This is a genomic window from Actinosynnema sp. NPDC037264 (assembly GCF_055603705.1).
The window spans coordinates 103,461-128,429 of sequence record NZ_JBVJVK010000002.1; the positions used below are offsets into that span (position 1 = coordinate 103,461).

Consider the following 24,969-nt stretch of genomic DNA (forward strand, 5'->3'; position numbering starts at 1 on the left):
CGGGCCCAGGCCAAGTCAGGAGGTTCACCGTGACGCGGTCCACGCCGATCGCGGCGCCCGAGGCCGACCACCCGCCGGCCGCCGCACCGGTCGAATCCCGGGCGCGTCAGCGGTCACGCCGGGTCACCGCGCACCCGGTGGCCGGGGCGCTGTTCGTGCTGCCGTTCTTCCTCGTCGTCGTCGCGTTCCTCGTCGTGCCGCTGGGCTACGCGTTCTGGCTCAGCCTGTCCAGCAAGAGCCTCGCCCTCGGCACCCGGTTCAGCGGCCTCGACAACTACGTGCGCGCGTTCACCGACCCGTTGCTGCTCGACGGCCTGCTGCGGGTCGTCCTGTTCGGACTCGTGCAGATCCCGATCATGCTCGGCATCGCGCTGGCGGGCGCGCTCGTGCTGGACGCCGTGACCACGAAGTTCGCCGTGGCGTTCCGGCTCATCGCGTTCATGCCCTACGCGGTGCCCGCCGTCGTCGGCGCGCTCATGTGGGGTTTCCTCTACAGCCGCACGTTCGGCCCGTTCGCCGACCTGCCGACGCTGGTGGGCGGCGACCCGATCGACTTCTTCAGCGTCTCGTTGCTGCTGGTGTCGCTGGGCAACATCGTGACCTGGGCGTGGACCGGCTACAACATGATCATCTTGTACTCGGCGCTGCAGGGCGTGCCGCGCGAGATGTACGAGGCCGCGGTGATCGACGGCGCCACGCCGGTGCAGATCGCGTTGCGGGTCAAGGTCCCCGCGATCAAGCAGGCCATCTCGCTGGCCGCGATCTTCACCGTCATCGGCACCATGCAGTTCTTCACCGAACCGCAGATCATGGCCCGGTTCGCGCCGCAGATCTCGGCCGGGTACACGCCGAACCTCTACGCCTACAACCAGGCGTTCGCCTACTCGGACTTCCACTACTCCGCCGCGCTGTCCTTCGCGCTCGGCTTCCTGGTGTTCGTGGTGGCCTACGCGTTCGTGTTCGTCAACAACCGCCGGCGGGGGAAGCGCGCATGAAGGTGAAGACCCGGCTCCCGCACCTGCTGATGGGCGTGGGCATCCTGTACTTCCTCGTCCCGCTGCTATGGGTGCTCGTCGCGGCCACCAAGAGCCAGCCGGACCTGCTCGACAGCCCCGCGCTGTGGTTCGCCGAGTTCAACCTGTTCGAGAACATCGGGCTGCTGTTCCGCGAGGACGACGGCGCGTACGGCAAGTGGCTGGTCAACACGGCGCTGTACTCGGGCCTGAGCGCGCTGGGCGCGACGGCCCTGGCGGCGGCCGCGGGCTACGGCCTGGCGCGGTTCCGGTTCCCGGGCAAGCGGCTGTTCGAGACGGCGCTGCTGGGCATGATCATGGTGCCCGCCACCGCGCTGGTGCTGCCGACCTACCTTATCCTGTCCGAAGTGGAACTCGTCGACACGATGTGGGCGGTCATCCTGCCGTCGCTGCTCAGCCCGTTCGGCGCGTACCTGATCCGCGTCTACGTGGACGAGAGCGTGCCGGTCGAGCTGATCGACTCCGCCCGCATCGACCGGGCGGGCGAGCTGCGCATCTTCTGGCAGATCGCGGTGCCGATGATGCGGCCGGCCATCGTCACCGTCTTCCTGTTCACCCTGGTCGCCACCTGGAACAACTACTTCCTGCCGCTGGTGATGCTCAGCGACGCCGACCTCTACCCGCTGACCGTCGGCCTGACCACCTGGTTCAACACCGCGCAGCAGGAGGCAGGCACCCGCATGCTGTTCAACCTCGTGGTGACCGGCTCACTGCTGGCCATCGTCCCGCTCATCGTCGCCTTCGTCCTGCTGCAGCGCTTCTGGCGCAGCGGTGCGACGGCAGGCGCCCTGAAGTAGGAGCATCGTGCTCAACGCCTCCCTTTCCCTCAACCCCGACTACGTCATCGCGCCCGTGCGACGCCGGCTCTTCGGGTCGTTCGTCGAGCACATGGGCCGCTGCGTCTACACCGGCATCTACGAACCCGGCCACCCGACCGCCGACGAGGACGGTTTCCGGGGCGACGTGCTGGAGCTGACCCGTGAGATGGGGGTGGAGCTGGTCCGCTACCCCGGCGGCAACTTCGTCTCCGGCTACCGCTGGGAGGACGGCGTCGGCCCCGCCTCGCAGCGACCCGTGCGCCGTGAGCTGGCCTGGCACAGCCTCGAGACCAACGAGGTCGGCGTCGACGAGTTCGTCCGCTGGGCGCGCAAGGCCGACGTCGAGGTCATGTACGCGGTGAACCTCGGCACGCGCGGTGTCGCCGAGGCGCTCGACGTGCACGAGTACATGAACCACGACGGCGGAACGCACCTCTCCGACCTGCGCCGCCAGAACGGCTCCGAGAAGCCCCACGGCGTGAAGCTGTGGTGCCTCGGCAACGAGCTCGACGGCCCGTGGCAGCTCGGCCACAAGACCGCGCACGAGTACGGCAGGCTGGCCGCCGAGACGGCCCGCGCGCTGCGGCAGGCCGAGCCGGACCTGGAGCTGGTGGCGTGCGGCAGCTCCAGCTCGTCCATGCCGACGTTCGGCGAGTGGGAGTCCACCGTGCTGGAGCTGGCGTACGACGAGGTGGACCACATCTCGCTGCACGCCTACTACGAGGTCATCGACGGAGACGTGGACAGCTTCCTCGCCTCCGCCGCGGACATGGACCACTTCATCGACAGCGTGGTGGCCACCGCGGACGCGGTCGGCGCCCGGCTCAAGAGCAAGAAGAAGATCACGCTCTCGTTCGACGAGTGGAACGTCTGGTACATGAAGCGGTTCCAGGCCGAGCCGCGCACGGAGTGGGAGGTCGCGCCGCGGGTCATCGAGGACCAGTACGACGTCACCGACGCCGTGGTCGTCGGCAACCTGCTGATCTCGCTGCTGCGGCACAGCGACCGGGTGGCCGTGGCGTGCCAGGCGCAGCTGGTGAACGTGATCGCGCCGATCCGCAGCGAGCCGGGCGGCCCGGCGTGGCGGCAGACGACCTTCCACCCGTTCGCGCTGACCTCGCGGTTGGCGCGGGGTCAGGTGCTGCGGGTGGAGACGTCCTCGCCGACGTACCAGACCAAGCGCTTCGGCGACGTCCCGGTGGTCGACTCGGTCGCCACGCACGACGAGGAGACCGGCGACACGGTGGTGTTCGTGGTCAACCGGCACCGGACGGAGCCGGTCGAGCTGAAGGTCGCGCTGGCCGCGTTCGGCGACGTCGAGGTGGCCGAGGCGTGGACCGTGCACGACCCGGACGGCTCGGCCACCAACACCGAGACCGACCCGGACCGCGTGGTGCCGAAGCCGCAGACCGCCGACATCGCCGACGGCGAGCTGCGGGTCGTCCTGCCGCCCGTCTCGTGGACCGCGGTGCGGCTGGCGAAGGCGTAGCACGGGCGACACCGGTCAGGCCCACCGGGAACGGGGGCCTGACCGGTGCGGCGCCTCAGGCGCCGATGTAGTCCGCGAGGTGCTCGCCGGTCAGCGTGGCGCGCTTGGCCACGAGGTCGGCGGGCGTGCCCTCGAAGACGATCCGGCCGCCGTCGTGGCCCGCGCCGGGACCGAGGTCGATGATCCAGTCCGCGTGCGCCATGACCGCCTGGTGGTGCTCGATGACGATGACCGACCTGCCCGAGTCGACCAGCCGGTCGAGCAGGCCGAGCAGCTGCTCGACGTCGGCCAGGTGCAGGCCCGTGGTCGGCTCGTCGAGGATGTAGACCTCGCCCTTCTCGGCCATCTGGGTGGCCAGCTTCAGCCGCTGCCGCTCACCGCCGGACAGCGTGGTCAGCGGCTGGCCCAGCGACAGGTAGCCGAGGCCGACGTCCACGAGCCGGTCGAGGATCTTGTGCGCGGCCGGCACCCGCCCGTCGCCCGTCTCGAAGAACGACTCCGCCTCGATCGCGGACATCGCGAGCACCTCGGCGATGTTCTTGCCGCCCAACGTGTACTCCAGCACCGACGCCTGGAACCGCTTGCCCTCGCAGTCCTCGCAGGTGGACTCGACGGTCGCCATCACGCCCAGCTCGGTGTAGATGACGCCGGCCCCGTTGCACGTGGGGCAGGCGCCCTCGGAGTTCGAGCTGAACAACGCGGGCTTCACGCCGTTGGCCTTGGCGAACGCCTTGCGGATCGGTTCGAGCAGGCCGGTGTACGTCGCCGGGTTGCTGCGCCGCGAGCCGCGGATCGCGCCCTGGTCGATCACCACCACGCCCTCGCGGCCGGCCACGGAGCCGTGCACCAGGGAGCTCTTGCCCGACCCGGCGACGCCGGTGAGCACGCACAGCACGCCGAGCGGGATGTCCACGTCCACGTCGCGCAGGTTGTGGGTGTCGGCGCCGCGCACCTCCAGCGCACCCGACGGCGTCCGCACCGAGTCCTTCAACGACGCCCGGTCGTCCAGGTGCCGCCCGGTGAGGGTGTCGGAGCCGCGCAGCCCTTCGACCGTGCCCTCGAAAACCACCTCGCCGCCGCCCGTGCCCGCCTTGGGCCCGAGGTCGACCACGTGGTCGGCGATCGCGATCACCTCGGGCTTGTGCTCGACCACGAGCACCGTGTTGCCCTTGTCCCGCAGCCGGAGCAGCAGGGCGTTCATCCGCTCGATGTCGTGGGGGTGCAGGCCGATGGTGGGCTCGTCGAAGACGTAGGTGACGTCGGTGAGCGACGAGCCGAGGTGGCGGATCATCTTGGTGCGCTGCGCCTCGCCGCCGGACAGCGTGCCCGACGGCCGGTCGAGCGAGAGGTAGCCCAGCCCGATGTCCACGAACGAGTCCAGGGCCCGCCGCAGGTTCACCAGCAGCGGCGCCACCGACGGCTCGTCGAGCTCGCGCACCCAGTCGGCCAGGTCGCTGATCTGCATCCGGCACAGGTCGGCGATGTTGCGGCCCTTGATCTTCGACGCGAGGGCTTCCTTGGCCAGGCGCGTGCCGTCGCACTCGGGGCACGTCGTGAACGTCACCGCCCGCTCCACGAACGCCCGGATGTGCGGCTGCATCGCGTCGACGTCCTTGGACAGGTACGACTTCTGGATCTGCGGGATCAGCCCGGAGTAGGTCAGGTTGATCCCGTCGACCTTGATCTTGGTCGGCTCCTTGTAGAGCAGGTCGTGCAGTTCCCGCTTGGTGTACTTGCGGATCGGCTTGTCCGGGTCGAAGAAGCCGCAGCCGCGGTAGATGCGGCCGTACCAGCCGTCCATGCTGTAGCCGGGGATGGTGAGCGCGCCGTCGTTGAGCGACTTGCTGTCGTCGTACAGCGCGGTCAGGTCGAAGTCGTTGACCGCGCCCATGCCCTCGCAGCGCGGGCACATGCCGCCGAGGCGGTTGAACGTCGCCTTCTCGGCCTTGGTCTTGCCGCCCCGCTCGACCGTGATCGCGCCGCTGGCCTTCACCGACGGCACGTTGAACGCGTACGCGTTGGGCGGGCCGATGTGCGGCGTGCCGAGCCTGCTGAACAGGATGCGCAGCATGGCGTTGGCGTCGGTGACCGTGCCGACCGTCGAGCGCGGGTTGGCGCCGAGCCGCTCCTGGTCCACGATGATCGCCGTGGTCAGCCCTTCGAGCACGTCGACCTCGGGCCGTGCCAGCGTGGGCATGAAGCCCTGCACGAACGCGCTGTAGGTCTCGTTGATCATCCGCTGCGACTCGGCGGCGATCGTGCCGAACACCAGCGAGCTCTTGCCCGAGCCGGACACCCCGGTGAACACCGTCAGCCGGCGTTTCGGGATCTCGACGCTGATGTCCTTGAGGTTGTTCACGCGCGCGCCCTGCACGCGGATCAGGTCGTGGCGGTCGGCGAGGAACGGCTCGGGCGACTGCGCTTGCGTCCTGGTGGCCTTGCTCATCGTGTCTCCATCCGGTGGTGCCGGGCGCGTAGGCGGTTGGGTGCGTAGGCGGGTGGGTGCGGTCGCCCCGCTCCTGCGGGCGTCGGAGCGGGGGCGGCACTCGCTGGGACGTGCGGGTCAGCGCAGCTGCTGGATGCGGATCAGGTTGCCCGCCGGGTCGCGGAACGCGCAGTCGCGCACGCCGTAGGGGTGCTCGGTCGGCTCCTGGACGACCTCGGCGCCGTCGGCCTGGAGCTTGTCGAACGTGCCGTCGAGGTCCTTGGTGGCCAGGTTGATCCCGGCGTAGGTGCCCTTGGCCATCATCTCGACGATGGTGCGGCGCTCCTCGTCGGTGACGCCGGGGTCGGCGGCCGGCGGGTGCAGCACGATCGACGTGTCGGGTTGGCCGACGGGACCGACCGTGATCCAGCGCATGCCCTCGTAGCCGACGTCGTTGCGGACCTCGAAGCCGAGGGTGTCGCGGTAGAAGGCGAGCGCGGCGTCCGGGTCGTCCTGCGGGAGGAAGGTCTGGTGGATGCTGATGTCCATGGCGGTCACGCTAGGTGGGGTCCGAAGCGGACGCTTCTCGATTCCTGACCGGTCTGGTGACCTGCTTGGCCACGCACGCGGGCATGCCCACCGTCTCGCCGGTCGCCTCGCGCCGGTACTCGCTCGGCGGCACGCCGACCAGCTCGGTGAACCGCGTGCTGAACGTGCCCAGCGACGAGCAGCCGACCGCGAAGCAGACCTCCGTGACGCTGAGGTCGCCCCGCCGCAGCAACGCCATCGCGCGCTCGATGCGCCGCGTCATCAGGTAGGAGTACGGTGACTCGCCGTAGGCGCGCCGGAACTGGCGGCTGAGGTGCCCGGCCGACATGTTCACGCCGCGCGCGAGCGCCTCCACGTCCAGCGGTTGCGCGAACTCGCGGTCCATCCGGTCGCGGACGCGACGCAACCGGGCCAGGTCGCGCAGGTGCTGCGTCGCGGCGGAGGTGCTGGTCACGTGCGCGATCGTGCCACATGACGGTGCGTGGAGCAGGCGGAAACCCGGTGTCACGCGGGCCCTTGATCGTGGCAGTCTGGCCGACGTGACCACGCGTGAGCTGATGTTGATCGGCGGCGGCGCCGGTGTGGGGAAGTCGAGCGTCGGGTGGGAGGTCTCCCAGGTGCTCCGGCAGCGGGGGACGGCGCACTGCCTGGTGGAGGGCGACTTCCTCGACCAGGTCCACCCCGCACCCGCCGACGACCCGCACCGCACCGGGATCACCGAGCGCAACCTGGCCGCCGTGTGGGCCAACTACGCCGCGCTCGGTCAGCACCGGCTCGTCTACACGAACACGGTGAGCGTGCTGGAGGAGCCGATGATCCGGCGTGCCCTGGGGGAGGGAGACGTCCGCTCCACCCTCGTGCTGCTCACCGCGTCGGAGGCGACGATCCGGGAACGCCTCGCGCGCCGTGAGATCGGCTCACAGCTCGCGCCGCACATCGAGCGGAGCCTGGCGATGGCACGCCTGCTGGACGCCGACGCGCCGCCCGGCACCGTCCGCGTCCCGACGGACGGCCGGTCCGTCGAGGAGATCGCGCACGAGGTGGTGCGCGCCGCCGCCTGGTGACGTCACGGCAGTGAGGCGGGCAGGCCGAACGCCGGGAAGTGCTCCGCGCCGACGAACGACGTGACCTCCCGGATCAGGTCGCCTCGCAGCGTCAGCACGTTGATCGCCCACGCCGCGTACGCGCCCGCGCCGTCGTCCCACAGGTAGCAGGCGACGGCGGGTTGGCCGTTGGCGCCGGTCGGCAGGTGCCGCCACGGCGGGCAGTCGCCCATCGGCACCCGCGTGACGAAGTCGCGGACCGCGTCGATGCCGCGGTACCAGTGCGGGAACGGCGGCATCGACCAGGTGACGTCCTCGGTCAGCAGCGCGACCATGGTGTCGGCGTCACCGCGTTCCAGCGCGCCGGCGTAGTCGGCCACGACCTGCCGCAGGCGCGCGTCGTCGATGAGCCGCAAGCTCTGCTGCTGGGTGCGCTCGGGCACCTTCTCGGCGACCACCCGGCGGGCTCGGGCCAGCGCGGAGTTCACCGACGTGGCCGAGGTGTTCATCATGGCGGCGATCTCGGCCGCGGAGAACCCGAGCACCTCGAACAGCAGCAACGCCGCCCGCTGGTTGCCCGGCAGGTGTTGCAGGGCGGCGACGAAGGCCAGCTCGACGGCTTCGCGCCGCGCGTACCGCCCGGCCGGCCCGCCGTCGCCCAGGCCCTCGTCGGGGTACGGCCCGAGCCAGGCGACGTCGGTCACGGGCGCCTGGTCGACCACCGCGTGCTCGCTGGCCGGCCCGAGGTCCACCGGCAGCGCGCGCCGGCCACGGCTCGCCGCGGTGTCCAGGCACGTGCGGGTGGCCACTGTGTACAGCCACGAGCGCAGTGAGCTGCGCCCCTCGAAGCGGCCGAGCCCGCGCCACGCCCGGAGCAGGGCGTCCTGGAGGGCGTCGTCGGCGTCGTGGGTGGAGCCGAGCATGCGGTAGCAGTGGGCGTGCAGCTCCCGGCGCAGCGGTTCGACCAGGCGGGTGAACGCCTCACCGTCGCCTTCCCGGGCCCGGGCCAGGTCGGGCTCCTCGACACCGGTCGCGGAACTCGTCGCAAGAACTTCGCTCACGAGCGACGATTCTGCCCCACGTGGACGGTCACTACCGACGAACGAGCACTTCAGAGGAGTTCCAGGAGGATCCGCGATGACCAAGACCGCCACCACCGACACCCTGCGGGTGCCCGACGCGCTGCTGCACTACGAGGTGCGTGGCCGCGGACCGCTGGTCGTGCTCGTCGGCGCGCCGATGGACGCCAGGGCGTTCGAGCCGCTGGCCGACCTGCTCGCCGCCGACCACACCGTGCTGACCACCGACCCGCGCGGCATCAACCGCAGCAAGGTGGACGACCCGGACCGCGACGCGACGCCGGAGCTGCGCGCCGACGACCTGGCCAGGCTCATCCGGCACGTGGACGCGGGCCCGGCGACCGTGCTCGGTTCCAGCGGCGGCGCGGTCAGCGTGCTGGCGCTGGCGCAGGCGAACCCCGGGCTGGCGCACACCGTGATCGCCCACGAGCCGCCGCTCGACCAGCTCGTGCCGGACCGGGAGGACCTGCTCCGGCGGACCGACGAGATGGTCGCCACCTACCTGGCCGGCGACGCGCTGGGGGCGTGGCGGCAGTTCCTGGCCATCGCGAACATCCAGATGCCCGACGAGGTGGTCGAGCACATGTTCGGCGGCGAGCGCGACCCGCAGGACCTCGCCGACGAACGGTTCCAGTACGAGCACATGCTGCGGCCGACCGTCCGGTGGGAACCCGACTTCGACGTGCTGCGCTCGGCGTCGAGCCGGATCGTGGTCGGCATCGGCGAGGACTCGGGCGGCGAGCTGTGCGAGCGCACCTCGGAGGCGCTGGCCGCCGGCCTGGGCATCGAGCCGACCAGGTTCCCGGGCGGTCACATCGGCTTCGCCGACGACCCGGACCGGTTCGCCGTCCGGCTGCGCGAGGTGCTGGGGGAGGGCTGAGCGTCCCGGCACTCGGTTCCGGCGTCCGGAGCCGAGTGCCGGTGATCAGGTCAGGCCAGGTCGTCGAACTCCCCGGCCTTCACCCCGAGCAGGAAGGCCTTCAGCTCGGCCTTGGTGTAGGTCACGACCGGGCCGGCGTCGCCGAGCGTGGAGTTGCGCATCGCCACGCCGCCGTCAGGCAGCGCCGCCAGCTCGACACAGTCGTTGCCGCCGCCCTCACCGTTGCTGAAGCTGCTCTTGCGCCACGTCAGGTGCTCGGTCATCGCTCATCTCGCCTGAGTAGTCGGTTACCTGGCCGGATCCGGGCCGAAGGAGGCCGCTGCGTCCAGTATCAGGGCACGAGACGCCTGCAAGTCCAGCGCTGCGACCCGGCGGCGGTCCCATGCGACCCTATAGGCCTCGGTGGCAGTCCGGCGGTCGCGATAGAACGCCTCCACGTGACTGTCGATCTGGACCACGTCGCCCGTCGCCCCGACCGGGAACCGGAGCAGCGTGAAGGTGGAATCCAGGCCCGGGTAAGCCCCGGAAGCGATCGGTTGGATCTGGATCTCGACGTTGGGCAGCTCGCAGGCAGCCGCCAGGGCCAGGAGTTGTTCGCGCATGATCGCCGGTCCGCCGACCGGGAGGCGCAACGCGAACTCGTGGATGACCGCGCGGATCATGGGGGCGTCGCGCTTGGTGACGACTTGTTGGCGGGCTTTGCGCAGTTTGACCAACTCCTCGATCCGCCCGTCCGAGAGCAGTTCACCGTTGCGCCGCCACAGCTGCCGCATGTACGCCTCGGTCTGGAAGTACAGCGGGACGTAGCTGAGGGTGACCGCCATGATCTCGATGGCGTCGTTGCGCTCCAACTCCAGGAACGCGCGAGCCCTCACCGGCACGAACATCGGGAACTCGCCGCGCTTGGTGCTCGCACGGGCCTCGCGGGCCAGTTCGAGCAGCATGGCCAACTCGTCGTCCGCCACGCCGTACGCCTTGGCCAGGGTCTCGACCTCTTGGCGCTTGAACTTGAACTGGCCGGACTCCTTGCGGGTCAGCGTCGGACCGGTGACCTCGATCAACCCGGCGGCGCGGTCGCGGTCGACGTCGGCTTCCTTGCGGAAGCTGCGCATCGCGGCGCCGAGCTGCCGTCGTTGGCTGATCGCGCTGTCATCGTTCTTAGTCGCCAAGGCGCACTCTCCATCGTGATCACCACACGGCCGTCGTGCCACACGTGCTTATCGCACGTGCACCCATTTGAACACCGACACGATCGAGGAACCTGGTGGTGATGTGGTGAGCTGGGCGAGGGGCCGGATCGCGACGAGCGTCCGCATGGACGTGGGCGACGGTGTGCCGGTCGACCTGCGGGGCGGTCTGGACGACCAGGCGTTCCTGGCGATCGGTGACGGCATCGAGATCACCTTGCGCGAGTCCCACGTGCGCGCGCTGCGGGACCAGGCGACGGCGGCGCTGGGCGACATGGCGCTGGTCGAGGCCGCTGACCGGGTGGTGGACGCCGTCTACAACGCGGGTGCGCAAGCGCGTACCGCCGCCGTGCTGGCACGGGAGAAGGCCGAGACCGCCCAACGGGCAGGTGCCGGCGATCAGGCGACCGTGGCGTTCGAGGCCGCCCGGCACGCGGCCGAAGCGGCCGAGCAGGCCCAGGTCGCGGTGCAGGCGGCGGCCGAGGCGATGAGGTTCGCCGACGAGGCGGCGGAAACGGCCATGGCGGCGGCACGGGCGGCGACCCAGGAGCCACCGGGACAGGACGCCGGACAGCCGGCGCGCCTGGTGTGACGTCCGGCTTCGGCGCTAGGCGGGCACGCGGGTGCGGCCGACCAGGACCGACAGGGCGGCCACCGCCAGCCCGGCCAGGCTCAACGCCACCCCGACCCACGCGGTGGAGGTGTAGCCCCAGCCCGCGCCGATGGCCAGCCCGCCCAGCCACGCGCCCGCGCCGTTGGCGATGTTCAACGCCGAGTGGTTGGACGACGACGCCAGCGACGGCGCGTCCGGCGAGGCGTCCATCAGCCGCACCTGCAACGCCGAGGCCAGCACCTGCGACACGAGCCCGATCAGGAACACGGTCGCGAACGCCATCACCGGCGAGGTCGCGGTCAGCGCGAACACCACGAGCACACCCGTCACCGCGATCAGCGAGCCGAAGACGGTGCCCATGACCGAGCGGTCGACGAACCGGCCGCCGACCGTGGCGCCGATCGTCATGCCGAGCCCGAACACCGCGAGCACCCACGGCACGGCGGACGAGGACAGCGCGGTCACCTCGGTGGTGATCGGCGAGATGTAGGAGTAGACGGCGAACATGCCGCCGAACCCGATCATGCCGGTGAGCAGCGCGAACCACACCTGCGGCCGGCGGAACGCGCTCAGCTCGGCGGCCACGCTCGCGTCCCTCGGCGCGGGCACCCGCGGCAGCCACCTGGCCACCGCCAACGCCGTCGCGACCGCGATCGCGGCCACCGCGAGGTACGCGACCCGCCACCCGATCTGCTGACCGGCGGCGGTGGCGACCGGCACGCCGACCAGGTTCGCCACGGTCAGGCCGACCATGATCCGGGCGACCGCCGTGCCACGCCGTTCCGGTGGCACGAGGGTGGTCGCGACCACGGCCGCGATGCCGAAGTACGCGCCGTGCGGCAGCCCGGCCACGAACCGCGCGGTCATCAGCAGGGCGGTGTTCGGCGCGAGGGCGGACAGGCCGTTGCCGAGCGCCAGGGCCAGCGTCAGGGCGATCAGGAGGCCCTTGCGCGGCAGCTTCGCGGCCAGCCCGGCGATGAGCGGCGCGCCGACCACCACGCCGAGCGCGTACAGGCTGATCGCGTGGCCGGCGGTGGGGATGGAGATGTCGAACGTGGCGGCCATCTGCGGCAGCAGGCCCATGGTGGCGAACTCGGTCGTCCCGATGCCGAACCCGCCCAGCGCGAGCGCGAACATCGCCGCCCCGCCGCCCTTGCCACGACGAGTCACCGCGGACTCGACGGTCGCCGTCATGCGTCGCTCCTGTCAGCTGTCCCGAGTCGACAGTGACCGCGCGACGTGGATTCCTTAGCTACCGAAACGACTTTAGCGGTCCGTCCCGCCCAGCCCACCCCCCGCCACCGCGTGCCACTGCTCACACGGCGGCGTCCGCGAGCCCGGGAATTCGCTGGTGAGCGCCGCGATCGGCGAGGCAGACTCCTCGACCGTGACCGACGAGATCACCCGCCTGATCGGGCTCCTGAACGACGACTCGATCGAGGTCGTCCGGAACGCGGAGGCCGAGCTGATCTCGATGGGCGGCGAGGTGGTCCGGCCGCTGGCGGACGCGGTGGGGTCGCTGGACGCCTACGGGCAGCTGTGCGCGATCGAGGTCTTCGACCACTTCGGCGACCCCGCCGCCGGTCCCGCGTTGATCGGTCTGCTCGGCAGCGAGGACGAGGCGGTTCGGAGGTGGTCGACCTGGTCGGTCGGCGAGCTCCGCCTCCGGGAGGCGCTGCCGGCGCTGTCGGCCGCGCGCGAACGACTGCGCGCCGAGGGCGGGCCGCCGGACGGGGGTGAAGCGGTCGAGGTCCGTCGCGCGCTGACGCGGCTGGGCGCGCGGCGGGAGGTCTGGCCGCCGTTGACGGCGTCGTTGCGGACGACGGCGCGCGACCTGCCCCGGGCCTGGCCGTCGGACCGGCTGGCGGAGGTCGTCGACGACCTGGCCGACCACGACCAGGCGGTGCTGGGCTTCAGGCTGGCGCTGGTGTTCCCCGCGCACACCACCTGGGTCAGCCACGAGGGGCTCGACCTGCGCCTCGACGTCCGGAAGCCGTGGCCGCAGGTGGTCGAGGACGCGCGGGAGTCCGCGTTGGTCGAGGCGGCCTTCGTGGAGCCGCGGCCGAACCTGTTCGCGACCCTGCAGTGGATCGGTCGGGACGACGTGTGAACGCCGCCCCGACCGATCGCCCCGCTCAGCTGCCCCTGATCAGCCGCCCCGGTCAGGCGCCGGTCTGAGGCCCCACGTCCAGCGCGGTGCCGTAGAGGCGGGTCGCGGGGAACGTGATGGTCAGGCGGCGGTCCGGGGCGAGGTCCGGGCCGTCCGTCGTCTCCACCAGTTCCGCCTCGCCCTCCACCACCGCGAACGACCACACGTCCGGTCCGCTCACGTGCAGCGACACCTTCGGGTCGGCCCGCAGCTGGCGGGCTTTCACCCGGTCGGCGGTGGTCGACACCCGGATCACCCGGTCCTCCGCGTCCCACTGGTAGAGCACGGTGGACAGGTGGGGGTGGCCGCTGCGCTTCACGGTGGCGAGCACGCCGAACCGCTGCCCGCCGATCAGGGCCACCAGTTCGTCGTCGGTCAGGGTGCGGGGCGCGGGGCCGGCGTTGACGGTCATGTCGATCTCCTTCGAGGAAGTCAGCGGGAACGCTTGCGCAGGACGAGGAGCGTGACCGCGAACGCGGCGGCCAGCAGCGAGGCGGCGACGGTGAACGCGACGTGGTACCCGGCGGTCAGCGCGGCCGGCTCGGCGGCGCCGGACGCCAGCTCCTCCTCGGTCCGCGCGGCGGCCAGCGTGGACAGCACGGCCACTCCCACCGCCATGCCGACCTGCTGCGTCGTGTTGAACAGGCCGGACACCAGGCCCGCGTCGTCGGGCTTCGCGTCGGACATGCCCAGCGACGCCAACGCGGGCAGCACCAGCCCGCCGCCGGCGATCAGCAGCATGACGGGCAGCAGGTCGGCGGCGTAGTCGGCGTCCACCGGGACCGCGGCCAGCTTGACCATCGCGCCGGCCAGCAGCGCCAGCCCGGCCAGCAGCACCGCGCGTTCACCGAAGCGGGTGTTCAACCGGGCCGAGACGAACAGCGACACGCCGCCGATCGCGACCGCCGCCGGCAGCATCGCCAACCCGGTGGCGAGCGCGCTGTAGGCCAGCACCTTCTGCATGAAGAGCGCGACGATGATCTGGAACGCGAACATCGCCGACAGGGTGAGCACCTGCACCAGGTTCGCGCCGACCACGTTGCGCGACCGCAGGATCCGCAGCGGCATCAACGGCGTCCGCGCCCGGGCCTGCCGAACGGTGAACGCGGCCAGCAACGCGACCGACAGCGCGCCGAGGCCGAGCGTGCGGGTCGCCGTCCAGCCGTACCGCTCGACCTCGACCACGGTGTAGATGCCGAGCATCAGGCCGCTCGTGACCAGCGCCGCGCCGAGCACGTCGGCGCCGGCGGACAGACCCGCACCCCGGTCGGCCGGCAGCACGCGGACCGCCAGCAGCACGGTGGCCACGCCGATCGGCAGGTTGATGAAGAAGATCCAGTGCCAGCTCAGCGCGTCGGTCAGCACGCCGCCGAGCACCTGCCCGATGGACGCGCCCGCCGCGCCGGTGAAGCTGAACACGCCGATCGCCTTGGCGCGTTCCGCCGGGTCGGTGAACAGCGTGACCAGGATGCCGAGGACGACCGCCGACGCCATCGCGCTGCCCGCGCCCTGCAGGAACCGGGCCGCGATCAGCAGTTCCGGCGTGCCGGCCGCGCCCGCCAGCAGGGACGCGGCGGTGAAGACCGCGTTGCCCGCGAGGAACACCGCCTTGCGCCCGATCAGGTCGCCGAGCCGGCCGGCCAGCAGCAGCAGACCGCCGAACGCGATCAGGTAGGCGTTGACCGTCCAGCTCAGGCCGGCGGGGGAGAAGCCCAGGTCGCGCTGGATGGCGGGCATGGCGACGGTGACGATGCTGCCGTCGAGGATGGTCATCAGCATCGCGGCGGACAGCACGACCAGCGCCGACCAGCGGTTCGCGCGGGGTGTGCCGACCGGGGTGTCGTGCGGTGCGTCGAGCGAGGACGACATGGGTCTCTCCTGTTCCGGTGAGGACAGGAGGAACCGTAGCGGATAGTTTTGTTACAGACAATCTGTCGCGGACTTACCTTGTGGTCTCGCGGGCGCGACGGGCCGTCTGCGGTGCCGGGATCGGGGTCGACAAATGGCCGCTGACCAGCAGGTTCAGTGCGTGCAGGAGTGCTTCTCGATCTTTGTCGGGCAGTGACTCCAGGGCGGCCCGGTGCACCCCGTCGACGACCGCCTGGCTCTGCTTCGCCAGCTCGGCGCCCTTCTCGGTGACGGCGATGATCCGGGCCCGCCGGTCGGTGCCGGACGGCCGGCGCTCGGCGAGGCCGGCCTTCTCCAGCGCGTCCACCGTGACCACCATCGTGGTCTTGTCCATGTCGCCGATCTCGGCCAGCTGGATCTGCGTGCGCTCCTCCTGCAAGGCGTGGACGAGGACGCAGTGCATGCGGGCGGTCAGGCCGATCTCGGCCAACGCCGCCGCCATCCGGGTGCGCAGCACGTGACCGGTGTGGTCCAGGAGGAACGACAGGTCGGACTCGGTGCGGGCTGGGGCCATGGCGGACATGGCCCCAGTCTAGCTACCGGTACAACACTGGATTATCCGCAAGAAACCGAGTTCAGAGCGCCGGGTGGGCGTTGCGCAGCAACTGCTGGAACTGCGCCGAGTGCCAGTGGCCGGCCAACGGCGAGTCGCCCATCGCCCCGGTCGGGTCCGGGCTGGCGTTCGGGCGACCGTCGTAGGTGGGGTCGCACTCCCGGTTGAAGTTCTCGCCGTCGATCGGCACCGGGAAGCTCACGCCGTCCGACTCGCCCGGCGGTTTCATCCACACGTACGCGTCGACGTTCGGCCGGGGCGCGGCGACCGGGCGTTCGCCCAGGCCCGTGCCGGTCTGGTTGCACCAGTTCCAGATCCGGGCCCGGCGGTCGAGCCGGCTGGTGTCGACGTAGGTGTCCACGGTCGTCTCGTACCCCGGCTTGGTCGGCCGGTTCGGGCCGCCCCAGCCGTTGCGCGAGGTGTCGAGCAGCACGCCGACGTGCGGGTCGAAGCCCGCCGCGACGGCCTCGGCCCGGAAGAAGTCCACAAAGGACAGCTCGTCGATGAACGGGTTCCAGTCGACCCACCTGCTCTGCTGGATGTGCTGTCCGTTGATCACCGTCTTGACGATGAACTCCTCCCGCAGCGCCGAGTAGTTGGCGGTGTTGGCGATGAAGCCGTGCACGCTGCCGAGCCGGCTGCCGCCCGAGGTCGCCGCCTTCACCAGCAGCTCCAGCGTCGGCTTGCGGTTGTCGTCCCAGCCGATGTGGCCGTGGTGGCTGATGTCCAGGTAGTTGTAGACGTTGCGGATCGCGCCGAGCTTCGCCAGCGCGTACCCGATGCCCTCGGTGTACGAGCCGGCGGCCTTGACGTACTCGCAGGTCAGCGTGGCGTCGTAGCGCGGCTGGACGTGGGTGACGAGGTAGGGCAACGAGTTGGGCTCCACGACCGCGACCACCCGCAGCCGCGCGTACGCCGGGTCGGCCAGGATCGCGGCGATCGGGTCGATGAACTCCTGCTTGTAGCGCGGCAGCTCGTTCCAGGCCAGCTCGCCGTTGGTGGCCAGCCGACCGCAGTCGCGGCCGGGCAGGTTCCACAGCACGAGCTGCACCAGGTCGGCGTTCTGCCGCAGGGCTTCGTCCAGGTGGCCGCGCAGGCCCAGCTTCCCGTTGGCGCCCCGGACGGACGCGATGCTGCCGAGCCACACGCCGGTCGGCTGCTGGGCGACGGCCGCCCCGCCCGGCTCGGCGGCGGCGTGCGCGGACCACTCCGGGTTGACGTAGGGGCGGGCGCCGACGTACGGGTTGTCGACGCGTGGCGACCAGTGCGGCGCCGTGCTCGCGCCGGCGGGGGCGGTGACGACGAGCCCGGCGGCGATCGCGACCGCCGTCAGCGCGTGGCCGACGCGGATGAGGGATCTCATGTACTGCTACCTCCGGTGATCACAACGATGTGAGGGAGGCGGTGTGCTGCCACCGTACCGTGCCGGGACGACTACCGGCCGTGATCACGATCGGGTGATCTTGGTGGAGGGTGGCGTCGAGGGCGTCCGGCCCGCGGTCGGGGGATCAGAGGTCGTCCACGCCGATCAGCCCGTCCTGGATCGCCCGCGCCACCAGCGCGGCCTTCGTCGGCGCCTCCCGCCCGATCAGCGCGTACTTGACCCGGATCCGCTCCAGGTGCGAGTTCACCGTGCTCAGCGAGATGCCCAGCCGCTGCGCCACGAACTCCTTGGACTCCGACTGGAACCACTCGACCAGCACCTCGACCTCGCGCGCCGACAACGCGGGCCGGTGGTCGGACCGGTCGCCCGCCAACGCGCCCGCCAGCGACGGCGGCGTGTACGACCTGCCCTCCGCCGCCGCACGGGTCGCCTGCACGAGGTGCTCCGCGCCCTCCGCCTTGGTCAGGTAGCACAACGCGCCCAGCTCCAGGCACTGCAACGCGATGTCGTCGTCGGCGCGCATCGAGTAGACGACGACCCGCCGACCCGCCTCGACCAGCCGGCGCAGGTCGCCGAGCACCGGCGTCGGCCCGTTGAGGTGCAGGTCGAGGATCACCACGTCGGCGTCCGCGCCCTCGCCGAGCCACGCCGAGCGCACGTCGTCCCCGCTCGCGACGACCCGGATCGGCGGCGTGCCGCAGGACAGCCAGTAGGCGACGCCCGCGCGCACCGCCGGGTGGTCGTCCACCACCACCGCGCTCAGTTCGTCCGCCATCTGGCCTCCATCCGCGTGTGCCGACCGTACGTGCCGCTTTCGACCTCCACCGGACCCGTCGTGGTTCCCACCTCGACGTCCGCGTCGGAGACCACCGCCACCCGCACCTCGTCCCCCGTGCGCAGCAGGCTCACCCGAGCGCGCTCCCGGGCCGCCGACAACGCCTCCGCCAGCGGCCCGGTCAGCCGCCGCCGCACGTCGGTCGGCACCGGGACCGGCGCGCCGCTGACCGCGAGCGACACGGCCACCCCGCGCCGCTCGGCGACGTGCACGCACGCCGTGACCTCGTGCACCAGCGGATCGGGCACGTCGTCGTTCTCGGCGAACAACCGCCGCAACTGCGTGGCCGCGAGCGCGCACCGCCGCCGGGTCTCGTCGGCACGCGGGTCGAGCACCCCGTCGGCGAGGCCCGCGAGCAGCGGCAGGGTGGCGCCGAGCTGTCCGGCGAACCCGGCGCGCAGGTCCTGCTCCCACTGCTCGGCCAACGCCGCACGGGTCGCCGCGCGCTCCCGTTCGGCGGCGACCTGGGCGGCCTGGCGCGCGCTGCGCAGCAGGACCCGGGACATCACCACGACCCCGAGCTGGACGCTGGTCATGCTGAGCGTGACGACGCCCGCGTTGCCGATCTCGGCCCGGTCCGGCGCGCCGTCGACCAGCCACAGGGCGATGGTGAGCACGAGGAGCGCCGCCTGGGCGGCGAGGAGCGCGGGCACGCGGTCCAGCAGCAACAGCAGCAGGTGCCACCCGACCAGCCCGTAGGACCAGTCCGCGGGGCCGAAGTGGGCGTGCGGCGGCAAGGTCGCGGTCGCCACCGCGGCCGCGGCCACCACCGCCACCACCCCGACCGCCACCACCGGCGGCGGCAACGGCCTGCGCCGCACCACCCACACCGCGCACAGCAGCGTGACCAGGGCGGGGACGGCGAACGCGACCCGCTCGGCCGGCTCGTGCTCGTTGGCGAGGAACGGGGCGACGCTGAGGCCCGGCTGCAACACGGCGGTGACGCCGAGCAGGATCAGCCGCAGGGTCGCGAACACGTCGCGCTCGGCCTCACGGCCCACGTCGGGCGCGGTTTCGGGGCTCAGGTCGCGCCCGGTTTCGGGGTTCAGGTCGGGTGCGGTTTCGGGGTTCACGTTGCGCTCGGTTTCGCGGTCGTGCCGGTTCGTCAGGTCGGCGGGGTGGTTCCGGCGCACCAGTCCGGGGCGGTCAGCCACGTGGCCACTCCAGCCGCACGGTGGTCCGGCCCGGCCGCGACGTCACCTCGGCGGCGCCGCCCACCGCCGCCATCCGCTCGACGACCGACCCGCGGATGCCGCGCCGGTGCTCCGACACCGCCCCGACGTCGAACCCGCGCCCGGCATCCGTCACCCGCACCTCGACCCCACCGCCGTTCGCCGTCACGTGCACCTCGGCCGCACCCGTGCCCGCGTGCCGCTCCACGTTCGCCAACGCCTCCCGCACCGCCCGCACCAGCGCCAACGCCACCGAAGCCGGCACGAGCGCGCTGTCCCAGCGCGCGTCGATGGCCAACGGGCTGTGCTCCACGACCGCCCGCAACGACGAGCCGACGTCCACCGCGCTGTCCCGCGGCACGCCCGACGTGCCGGTCAGCAGGTCGAGGTCCCGCCGCGCGTACCCGGCGACCTCGGCCGGGTCGGCGTCCCGCCCGTTCACCGCCACCACCAGGAACGTCGCCGACGCCGTGTCGTGCAGCAACGCCAGGTACTCGCGCTCACGCTTGCGCCGCTCCAGCGCCACCGCCTCGGCCCGCTCCATCGCGGCCCGCCTGGTCCGCAGCTCGTCCACCCGCCGCGACGACCGGCGCAGCAGCTGGAACGCCACCCGCGCCAGCACGCACTCCAAGAGCACCCGCAGCACCGCCGCGCCGTCGAACCCCGCCGCGGCCACGTACACCGCCAGCAGCACGGCCGTGGTCGGCACGGTGACCCTCGGCCCCCACTGCCACTGCACCGTGATCGCGGTGATCGTGAGCATGTTGAACGTCCACTGGCCCGTGCCGCCGATCTGCCCGTGCGCCGCGCACAGCGCGAGCACCCGCACGACCGCGAGCGCGAACGACAGCCGCGTCGGCCCGAAGTCCGCCACCGCGCCGATCAGCACCAGGCCGAGCAGCCCCAGCCCCAGCGGCAGGGCGTCGGTCGGCACGGACAGCACGCCGAACACGCTGATCAGCGTCACGCCGACACCGCGGACGGGCCCGGCGAACCGCGCGATGGCGGTCAGGAGTTCGGTCTCGACCTGCCCCGGCATGCCGCGACCCTAGCCGCACGGTCCACGGTGGACGGCAGGTGACGTGCCGGTCGACGGCACGGAGCGCTCCCGTGACAACAGCGGACAGAAAGCGCGCCGGGTCTTCCGGTCGGCCCGCCGCATTGGGTAGACCCTGGAGGCAGTCGAGAGGTGGGGGACGCGGTGCGGGTGCTCACGGCAGGGTTGGCGATCGTGCTGGCGGCAGGTCTGGCGACGGCGGTGGAGGCGCCGGCCACGGCGTCACCGGCGGTCGACCACGTCGACCCGCTGATCGGGTCGGCGGGCGGCGGCAACACCTACCCCGGCGCGGTGCGGCCGTTCGGGATGATCTCGTGGAGCCCGACCAGCACCCGCGGCGACCAGACCAACACCGGCGCGGCCAACGGCTACGCCTACGACGCCACCAGGGTGCGCGGGTTCAGCCTCACCCACGTCAACGGCGCGGGCTGCCACCCCGGCGCGGCGGGCGACGTGCCGATCATGCCGTTCGTCGGCGAGGTCACCGGCTCGCCGACCGCCGACGTCCGCGACGAGGTCTACGCCGCCGACTTCTCCCACGCCGACGAGTCGGCCACGCCGGGCCGCTACGCGGTGAAGCTGGCCTCGGGCGCGTCGGCCGACCTGAGCGTGACCACGCGGGCGGGCGTCGGCGACTTCACGTTCCCGCGCGACCGGCCCGCCGCCCTGCTGTTCCGGGTCTCGAACTCGCTCAACGGCAGCGAGGACGCCGAGGTCGCCATCGACCCGGCCACCCGCACGGTGTCGGGGTCGGTGCTGACCGGGGCGTTCTGCGGTCGTCGGGCCAACGGCGGCGCGAACAACAAGAAGACCTACTACCGGCTGTACTTCACCGCGTCGTTCGACCGGGCGTTCGCGGGCACCGGCACGTGGGTCGACGGCGCGCTCCAGCCAGGCGCCACCACCGCGAGCGGCGGCGAGGGCTACGAGACCGGCGCGGCGCGGCAGGGGCGCGGGTCGGGCGGCTACGTCACCTTCGACACCTCACGTGACGACGACGTGCGCGTCCGGGTCGGCATCTCGTACACCAGCGCGGAAGCCGCACGGCGCAACCTGGACCGCGAGATCCGGCCCCACGACAGCGTGGACGACGTGGCGGCCGACGCGCGGCGGGAGTGGGCGCGGCAACTGCGCGCCGTCGAGGTCTCCGGCGGTACGGACGCGCAGCGCACCACGTTCTACACCGCCCTCTACCACGCGTTCCTGCAACCGAACGTGACCAGCGACGTGGACGGCACGTACCTCGGCAGCGACCGGCGGGTCCACCGCCTGGAACGCGGCCAACGAGCCCAGTACGGCAACTTCTCCGGCTGGGACCAGTACCGCGCCCACACCCAGCTCCTGGCCCTGCTCGAACCGGGGGTCGCCTCCGACTACGCCCAGTCGCTGCTCAACCTGGCCCGCCAGAACGGCGGCGTGTGGGACCGCTGGGTGCACGTCAACGGGCCCACGCACGTGATGACCGGCGACCCGTCCGCGCCCGCGTTGGCCGGCATGCACGCGATGGGCGCGCGGGACTTCGACGTGCGGTCCGCGTTCGAGTCGCTGGTGCGCCAGGCCACCGTGCCGCACCCCGACGGCCTGTCCGACAAGGGATGCCCCGGCCAGTGCGAGGGGCAGCGGCCCAACCTGGCCGAGTACCTGCGCCTGGGCTACGCGCCGCAGGACACGTGCCACTGCTGGGGCGGCGCGGCGGAGACGTTGGAGGACGCCACGGCCGACTTCGCGCTGGCCGACTGGGCGGGGCGGCTCGGGCGTGACGACGTGCGGGCCGCGTTGCTGCCGCGCGCGGGCTGGTGGCGCAACACGTTCAACCCCTCGGCCGGTGGCGTCGGCTACCAGCAGGCACGGCGGTCGGACGGCACGTGGGTGTCGCCGTTCAGCCCGTCGTCGGACCTCGGGTTCGCGCAGGGGACGAGCTCGACCTACACGTGGATGGTGCAGCACGACGTGTCCGGGCTCGCGGCGGCGATGGGCGGGCGTGAGCGGGCGGTCCAGCGGTTGGACGCGTTCTTCCACAAGCCGGACGGCTCGTGGGCGACCGGCGGCGACGGCCTGCGCTACGACCCGACCAACGAGCCCGGCATCCACACCCCGTGGCTCTACAACGGGTTGGGGCAGCCGTGGAAGACGCAGGAGACGGTGCGCGCCATGGCGTCCCTGGTGTACCGGACGGGTCCGAACGGGCTGCCGGGGAACGACGACCTCGGCACCATGTCGGCCTGGTACGTGTTCGCGGCGCTCGGCGTGTACCCGCAGACGCCGAGCCGGGCGGAGTTGCTGTTGTCCAGCCCGATGTTCGTGAAGGCGAAGATCAACCGGAACGGTGGGCCGACGCTCACCATCAGCGCGCCTGAGGCGTCGCCGTCGAACGTGTACGTGCGTGGTGCGACGTTGGACGGGCGGGTGCACGGGAGGTCTTGGCTGTCGGAGGACTTCGTGACGCGGGGCGGGGAGCTGGTCGTGGACGTGGCGGCCGAGCCGGATATGGCGTGGGGTGTCGAGGAGTTGCCGGTCGACCGCGGTTGATCACGCTCGGGTTAGGGTCGGTGGTCAGGTGCAAGTCCGGGGTTGGTGGTGGCGGGCGGTCGGGTCCGGCTCGATTTGACATGGGGCCCTTACGGGCACTCCAGGCAGGCCAAAGCCGGCAGGCCCGGCGGGGAAAAGCGTCCCGCCAGGCCTGCCGGCTTCGACCAGCCTAAAGCACCCGAACCCATGTCAAATCGGGCCTCGGTGGGTTCGCTGCGGGTCCGTTGGGGGCACGGGCCCGGACGCCTGCCTCGTCGGCCCCCAGCGGTGGAGTGATGGTGTGAACACACTGGTGGCCTGTTTGGGATCGGGGGTTCGAGGTGAGCCGCCGATGAGGCCGTGGCGGAGCTACAGCTTGCGGACGAGGTCGCGGTTTACCCAGCCGATGTCGTCGGCGGCGGCGGTGGTGGCGACTGCCAGGTATTCGCGGTTCTCGGTTTCGTTGTAGTAGGTCCAGTCGCAGTAGCCGCCGACCACGTCGCCTCGGTACTTGTACTTCAGCCGGGTGCTGGAGTTGGTCGGCAGTTCCCACACGGAGATTCTGTCGGCGGTTACCTGGTACTGGCAGCTGGCGACGGTCGCCGCGTGAGCGGTCGGTGCTGGGGCCAGGATGCCGATGGTGGCGATTGTCGCCAGTAGCGTGGTCGCAGTCTTATGCATGACAACGTTCCTTTCTGGTACGGGTCACCGGTCGGGAGGTGGTCAGCCACGTCGGGGGGCTGCCTCCGGGCCGTTCCACTTCACGTAGTTCGCGGTGCTGCTTGAGGGCGGGGTGGCGTTCGCCTGGCCGGAGGCGGCGAAGTGGTTGAGCCGCACGTGAGTGATCGTGAGCCCGCCGCCGACACCGCGGGTCTGCTGGTAGCGCTGGCCGACGACGTTCTTGAACGAGGTGATCTCCAGCGGGGGCAGTCCGTGCCACTTGCCGTCGCTGCGCCGGGTTCCGACGAAGAACACGACGGTCGCTCCGGGGGTGAGACGGCGGCCGTCGAGGTAGACGGTGTGGATGGCACGCACGTAGCCGCCGCACCGGTAGAGCTCCGAATTCACCCGCATGTAGTACGTGTAGTGGCCGATGACGTTGTGGTCCCAGTTCGTCTCGGCGACCGCGAACGGGGTGGGCGCGCATCGGTCGCCGGCCGCGGCCTGGGCACTTGCTCCCGTCGTGGTCAAGGCGAGCGCAGCCAGGATCGCGACCACCGCCCTCCGCACCGGGTGGGGTTTCGGTCGAATCTGCATCAGCGAGAGTCCTTTCCTCGTCGAGCGTGGCGCTCCCGGAAGAAGCGCCCACCGAGAGGGTGGCCTGGCATCGCCGCAGGTAGGGAGCGAGTCGCGCGCGAGTCGTGTCCGTCGCGCTCAGCGACTGGAGTTCCGCGTCTGCATCGGCGAGGTGACCACGGTGGGCGCGTTCGAAATTCGGTGGAGCGGGGCGTGGTGGGCCGTTAACGTGCGGCGGAGTCACGTTGTCGAGGTGAGGACACACCGTTGTACATCCTGTGAGAAGGACCCAGAGCTGATTTGTCGCGCGTTGCGCCGGTGCGCTCGCGCTCCCTCTGCTGCTCTCACAGAACCGGTGTATTTGCTGTGTCCGAAAATTGGTTGGTTGTGCCTACCCGCCTGCCGCTCGTTCGCCGCCGTTGTCACGTGTGCGCGTCCGACCGCTTCCGGGCGAGTGGGAAGTTCCGGGTCAACGCGAACCACAAAGTCCTCGACGCCTGGCTCCTGCTGCTCTGCGCGGCGTGCGGGGACACCGTGAAGCTCACGGTCCTGGAGCGGGTCAACGTGCGGTCTGTTCGACCCGGGTTGTTGAACCGGTTGCACGACAACGATCTCGGCCTGGTCGCCGACCTGCTCCAGGACCCCGTGGTGCAGAGTCGCAATCGCGTCGCCCTCGACTGGGACGACGCCTGGCGGCTCGACACCGGCGGATCGGATCACCTGGACCACGAGGTGGTGGACGTGTCGGTCCGGTTCGTGGCGCGGATCCCCGTTCGGCCGGTGCGCCTGATCGCTGAGGGTTTCGGTCTTCGGCGGGGTGAGGTCGAGAGGCTGATCGCCGAGGGGAAGGTCGTGTCGGCGGTTCGGTTGAGTGGCAAGCTCTCCGGCGACTTCGCCTTTACCTTCAAGCGCTGAGCACTTCGGGACCAGGGCGCTGAGACCGTCGGGATCGGGGACTGCTCGGGTTGTTGACGGGGATGACACCTCGGTGCCGGTCTATGACTTTCGTCAGGGGTGGGTCCGGCCTGCGGGCTGATGTCCGGGCAGGGC

At 71.4% G+C, this 24,969-nt stretch carries 25 protein-coding genes; 9 read left to right on the forward strand and 16 right to left on the reverse strand.

Annotated elements, in window-relative coordinates:
* Positions 1-29 precede the first annotated feature (29 nt).
* Genes ACZ7GX_RS02940 through arfA form a run of 3 tightly spaced genes read left to right on the forward strand, consistent with a single transcriptional unit; the run spans position 30 to position 3,341 of the window.
* Positions 30-995, forward strand: coding sequence for a carbohydrate ABC transporter permease (locus ACZ7GX_RS02940; RefSeq protein ID WP_498772185.1), 966 nt, complete (start codon positions 30-32; stop codon positions 993-995).
* On the forward strand, positions 992-1,831 hold the full coding sequence (locus ACZ7GX_RS02945; RefSeq protein ID WP_498772187.1) for a carbohydrate ABC transporter permease: 840 nt from the start codon (positions 992-994) through the stop codon (positions 1,829-1,831). The genes ACZ7GX_RS02940 and ACZ7GX_RS02945 overlap by 4 nt, the downstream gene beginning before the upstream one ends.
* 7 nt (positions 1,832-1,838) lie before the next feature.
* Positions 1,839-3,341, forward strand: a complete 1,503-nt coding sequence (gene arfA, locus ACZ7GX_RS02950; protein ID WP_498772189.1) for an arabinosylfuranosidase ArfA — start codon at positions 1,839-1,841, stop codon at positions 3,339-3,341.
* Positions 3,342-3,396: 55 nt separating this feature from the next.
* On the opposite strand, the gene ACZ7GX_RS02955 is transcribed toward arfA, so the two are convergent.
* The 3 genes from ACZ7GX_RS02955 to ACZ7GX_RS02965 form a co-directional block, all read right to left on the reverse strand.
* Complete coding sequence (locus ACZ7GX_RS02955; protein WP_498772191.1) at positions 3,397-5,787, reverse strand: ATP-binding cassette domain-containing protein; 2,391 nt, start codon at positions 5,785-5,787, stop codon at positions 3,397-3,399.
* 117 nt (positions 5,788-5,904) lie between these two features.
* Positions 5,905-6,315, reverse strand: coding sequence for a VOC family protein (locus tag ACZ7GX_RS02960; RefSeq protein ID WP_498772193.1), 411 nt, complete (start codon positions 6,313-6,315; stop codon positions 5,905-5,907).
* 10 nt (positions 6,316-6,325) lie between these two features.
* Positions 6,326-6,769, reverse strand: a complete 444-nt coding sequence (locus ACZ7GX_RS02965) for a helix-turn-helix transcriptional regulator (RefSeq protein ID WP_498772195.1) — start codon at positions 6,767-6,769, stop codon at positions 6,326-6,328.
* Positions 6,770-6,854: 85 nt separating this feature from the next.
* On the opposite strand from ACZ7GX_RS02965, the gene ACZ7GX_RS02970 reads away from it, so the two are divergent.
* Entirely contained in the window at positions 6,855-7,379 is a 525-nt protein-coding gene (locus tag ACZ7GX_RS02970; RefSeq protein ID WP_498772197.1) for a hypothetical protein, read from the forward strand.
* 2 nt (positions 7,380-7,381) lie between these two features.
* Here the strand turns inward: ACZ7GX_RS02970 and ACZ7GX_RS02975 are convergent, their stop codons facing one another.
* Positions 7,382-8,419, reverse strand: a complete 1,038-nt coding sequence (locus ACZ7GX_RS02975) for a sigma-70 family RNA polymerase sigma factor (RefSeq protein ID WP_498772199.1) — start codon at positions 8,417-8,419, stop codon at positions 7,382-7,384.
* 76 nt (positions 8,420-8,495) lie between these two features.
* On the opposite strand from ACZ7GX_RS02975, the gene ACZ7GX_RS02980 reads away from it, so the two are divergent.
* Positions 8,496-9,317 (forward strand): alpha/beta fold hydrolase, encoded by an 822-nt coding sequence (locus ACZ7GX_RS02980; RefSeq protein ID WP_498772201.1) that lies wholly within the window; start codon positions 8,496-8,498, stop codon positions 9,315-9,317.
* A gap of 50 nt (positions 9,318-9,367) precedes the next feature.
* On the opposite strand, the gene ACZ7GX_RS02985 is transcribed toward ACZ7GX_RS02980, so the two are convergent.
* Both ACZ7GX_RS02985 and ACZ7GX_RS02990 read right to left on the reverse strand, forming a co-directional pair.
* On the reverse strand, positions 9,368-9,580 hold the full coding sequence (locus ACZ7GX_RS02985; protein ID WP_498772203.1) for a DUF397 domain-containing protein: 213 nt from the start codon (positions 9,578-9,580) through the stop codon (positions 9,368-9,370).
* A 24-nt stretch (positions 9,581-9,604) separates the two neighbouring features.
* Positions 9,605-10,486 carry a helix-turn-helix domain-containing protein gene (locus tag ACZ7GX_RS02990; RefSeq protein ID WP_498772205.1) on the reverse strand — a complete coding sequence of 294 codons (882 nt, stop codon included), beginning with the start codon at positions 10,484-10,486 and terminating at the stop codon, positions 9,605-9,607.
* A gap of 106 nt (positions 10,487-10,592) precedes the next feature.
* Between ACZ7GX_RS02990 and ACZ7GX_RS02995 the strand changes: the two genes are divergently transcribed.
* A complete protein-coding gene (locus ACZ7GX_RS02995; RefSeq protein ID WP_498772207.1) occupies positions 10,593-11,096 on the forward strand; it encodes a hypothetical protein in 504 nt (167 codons plus the stop codon).
* Positions 11,097-11,111: 15 nt separating this feature from the next.
* On the opposite strand, the gene ACZ7GX_RS03000 is transcribed toward ACZ7GX_RS02995, so the two are convergent.
* Positions 11,112-12,311, reverse strand: coding sequence for an MFS transporter (locus tag ACZ7GX_RS03000; RefSeq protein WP_498772209.1), 1,200 nt, complete (start codon positions 12,309-12,311; stop codon positions 11,112-11,114).
* A 157-nt stretch (positions 12,312-12,468) separates the two neighbouring features.
* Between ACZ7GX_RS03000 and ACZ7GX_RS03005 the strand changes: the two genes are divergently transcribed.
* Positions 12,469-13,227, forward strand: a complete 759-nt coding sequence (locus tag ACZ7GX_RS03005; RefSeq protein WP_498772211.1) for a HEAT repeat domain-containing protein — start codon at positions 12,469-12,471, stop codon at positions 13,225-13,227.
* Between the two features lie 52 nt (positions 13,228-13,279).
* Here the strand turns inward: ACZ7GX_RS03005 and ACZ7GX_RS03010 are convergent, their stop codons facing one another.
* The 7 genes from ACZ7GX_RS03010 to ACZ7GX_RS03040 all read right to left on the reverse strand — a co-directional run bounded on the left by ACZ7GX_RS03010 (position 13,280) and on the right by ACZ7GX_RS03040 (position 20,157).
* Positions 13,280-13,678, reverse strand: a complete 399-nt coding sequence (locus ACZ7GX_RS03010; protein ID WP_498772213.1) for a pyridoxamine 5'-phosphate oxidase family protein — start codon at positions 13,676-13,678, stop codon at positions 13,280-13,282.
* Between the two features lie 20 nt (positions 13,679-13,698).
* Positions 13,699-15,135, reverse strand: a complete 1,437-nt coding sequence (locus tag ACZ7GX_RS03015) for an MFS transporter (RefSeq protein ID WP_498772215.1) — start codon at positions 15,133-15,135, stop codon at positions 13,699-13,701.
* A gap of 73 nt (positions 15,136-15,208) precedes the next feature.
* Complete coding sequence (locus ACZ7GX_RS03020; RefSeq protein WP_498772217.1) at positions 15,209-15,697, reverse strand: MarR family winged helix-turn-helix transcriptional regulator; 489 nt, start codon at positions 15,695-15,697, stop codon at positions 15,209-15,211.
* A gap of 52 nt (positions 15,698-15,749) precedes the next feature.
* Positions 15,750-17,090: a glycoside hydrolase family 6 protein gene (locus ACZ7GX_RS03025; protein ID WP_498772219.1), complete on the reverse strand. Its 1,341-nt coding sequence runs from the start codon at positions 17,088-17,090 to the stop codon at positions 15,750-15,752.
* A 145-nt stretch (positions 17,091-17,235) separates the two neighbouring features.
* On the reverse strand, positions 17,236-17,886 hold the full coding sequence (locus tag ACZ7GX_RS03030; protein ID WP_498772221.1) for a response regulator: 651 nt from the start codon (positions 17,884-17,886) through the stop codon (positions 17,236-17,238).
* Entirely contained in the window at positions 17,871-19,100 is a 1,230-nt protein-coding gene (locus tag ACZ7GX_RS03035) for a hypothetical protein (protein WP_498772223.1), read from the reverse strand. The genes ACZ7GX_RS03030 and ACZ7GX_RS03035 overlap by 16 nt, the downstream gene beginning before the upstream one ends.
* Positions 19,093-20,157 (reverse strand): sensor histidine kinase, encoded by a 1,065-nt coding sequence (locus tag ACZ7GX_RS03040; RefSeq protein WP_498772224.1) that lies wholly within the window; start codon positions 20,155-20,157, stop codon positions 19,093-19,095. The genes ACZ7GX_RS03035 and ACZ7GX_RS03040 overlap by 8 nt, the downstream gene beginning before the upstream one ends.
* 162 nt (positions 20,158-20,319) lie before the next feature.
* Here ACZ7GX_RS03040 and ACZ7GX_RS03045 point away from each other — a divergent pair, with 162 nt between their 5' ends.
* On the forward strand, positions 20,320-22,704 hold the full coding sequence (locus ACZ7GX_RS03045) for a GH92 family glycosyl hydrolase (protein ID WP_498772226.1): 2,385 nt from the start codon (positions 20,320-20,322) through the stop codon (positions 22,702-22,704).
* Positions 22,705-23,052: 348 nt separating this feature from the next.
* Here the strand turns inward: ACZ7GX_RS03045 and ACZ7GX_RS03050 are convergent, their stop codons facing one another.
* Together ACZ7GX_RS03050 and ACZ7GX_RS03055 are read right to left on the reverse strand one after the other, a co-directional pair.
* A complete protein-coding gene (locus tag ACZ7GX_RS03050) occupies positions 23,053-23,364 on the reverse strand; it encodes a hypothetical protein (protein WP_498772228.1) in 312 nt (103 codons plus the stop codon).
* 42 nt (positions 23,365-23,406) lie between these two features.
* Positions 23,407-23,940 carry a hypothetical protein gene (locus ACZ7GX_RS03055; RefSeq protein WP_498772230.1) on the reverse strand — a complete coding sequence of 178 codons (534 nt, stop codon included), beginning with the start codon at positions 23,938-23,940 and terminating at the stop codon, positions 23,407-23,409.
* 297 nt (positions 23,941-24,237) lie between these two features.
* Here ACZ7GX_RS03055 and ACZ7GX_RS03060 point away from each other — a divergent pair, with 297 nt between their 5' ends.
* Entirely contained in the window at positions 24,238-24,834 is a 597-nt protein-coding gene (locus ACZ7GX_RS03060; RefSeq protein ID WP_498772232.1) for a DUF1062 domain-containing protein, read from the forward strand.
* Positions 24,835-24,969: the final 135 nt, after the last annotated feature.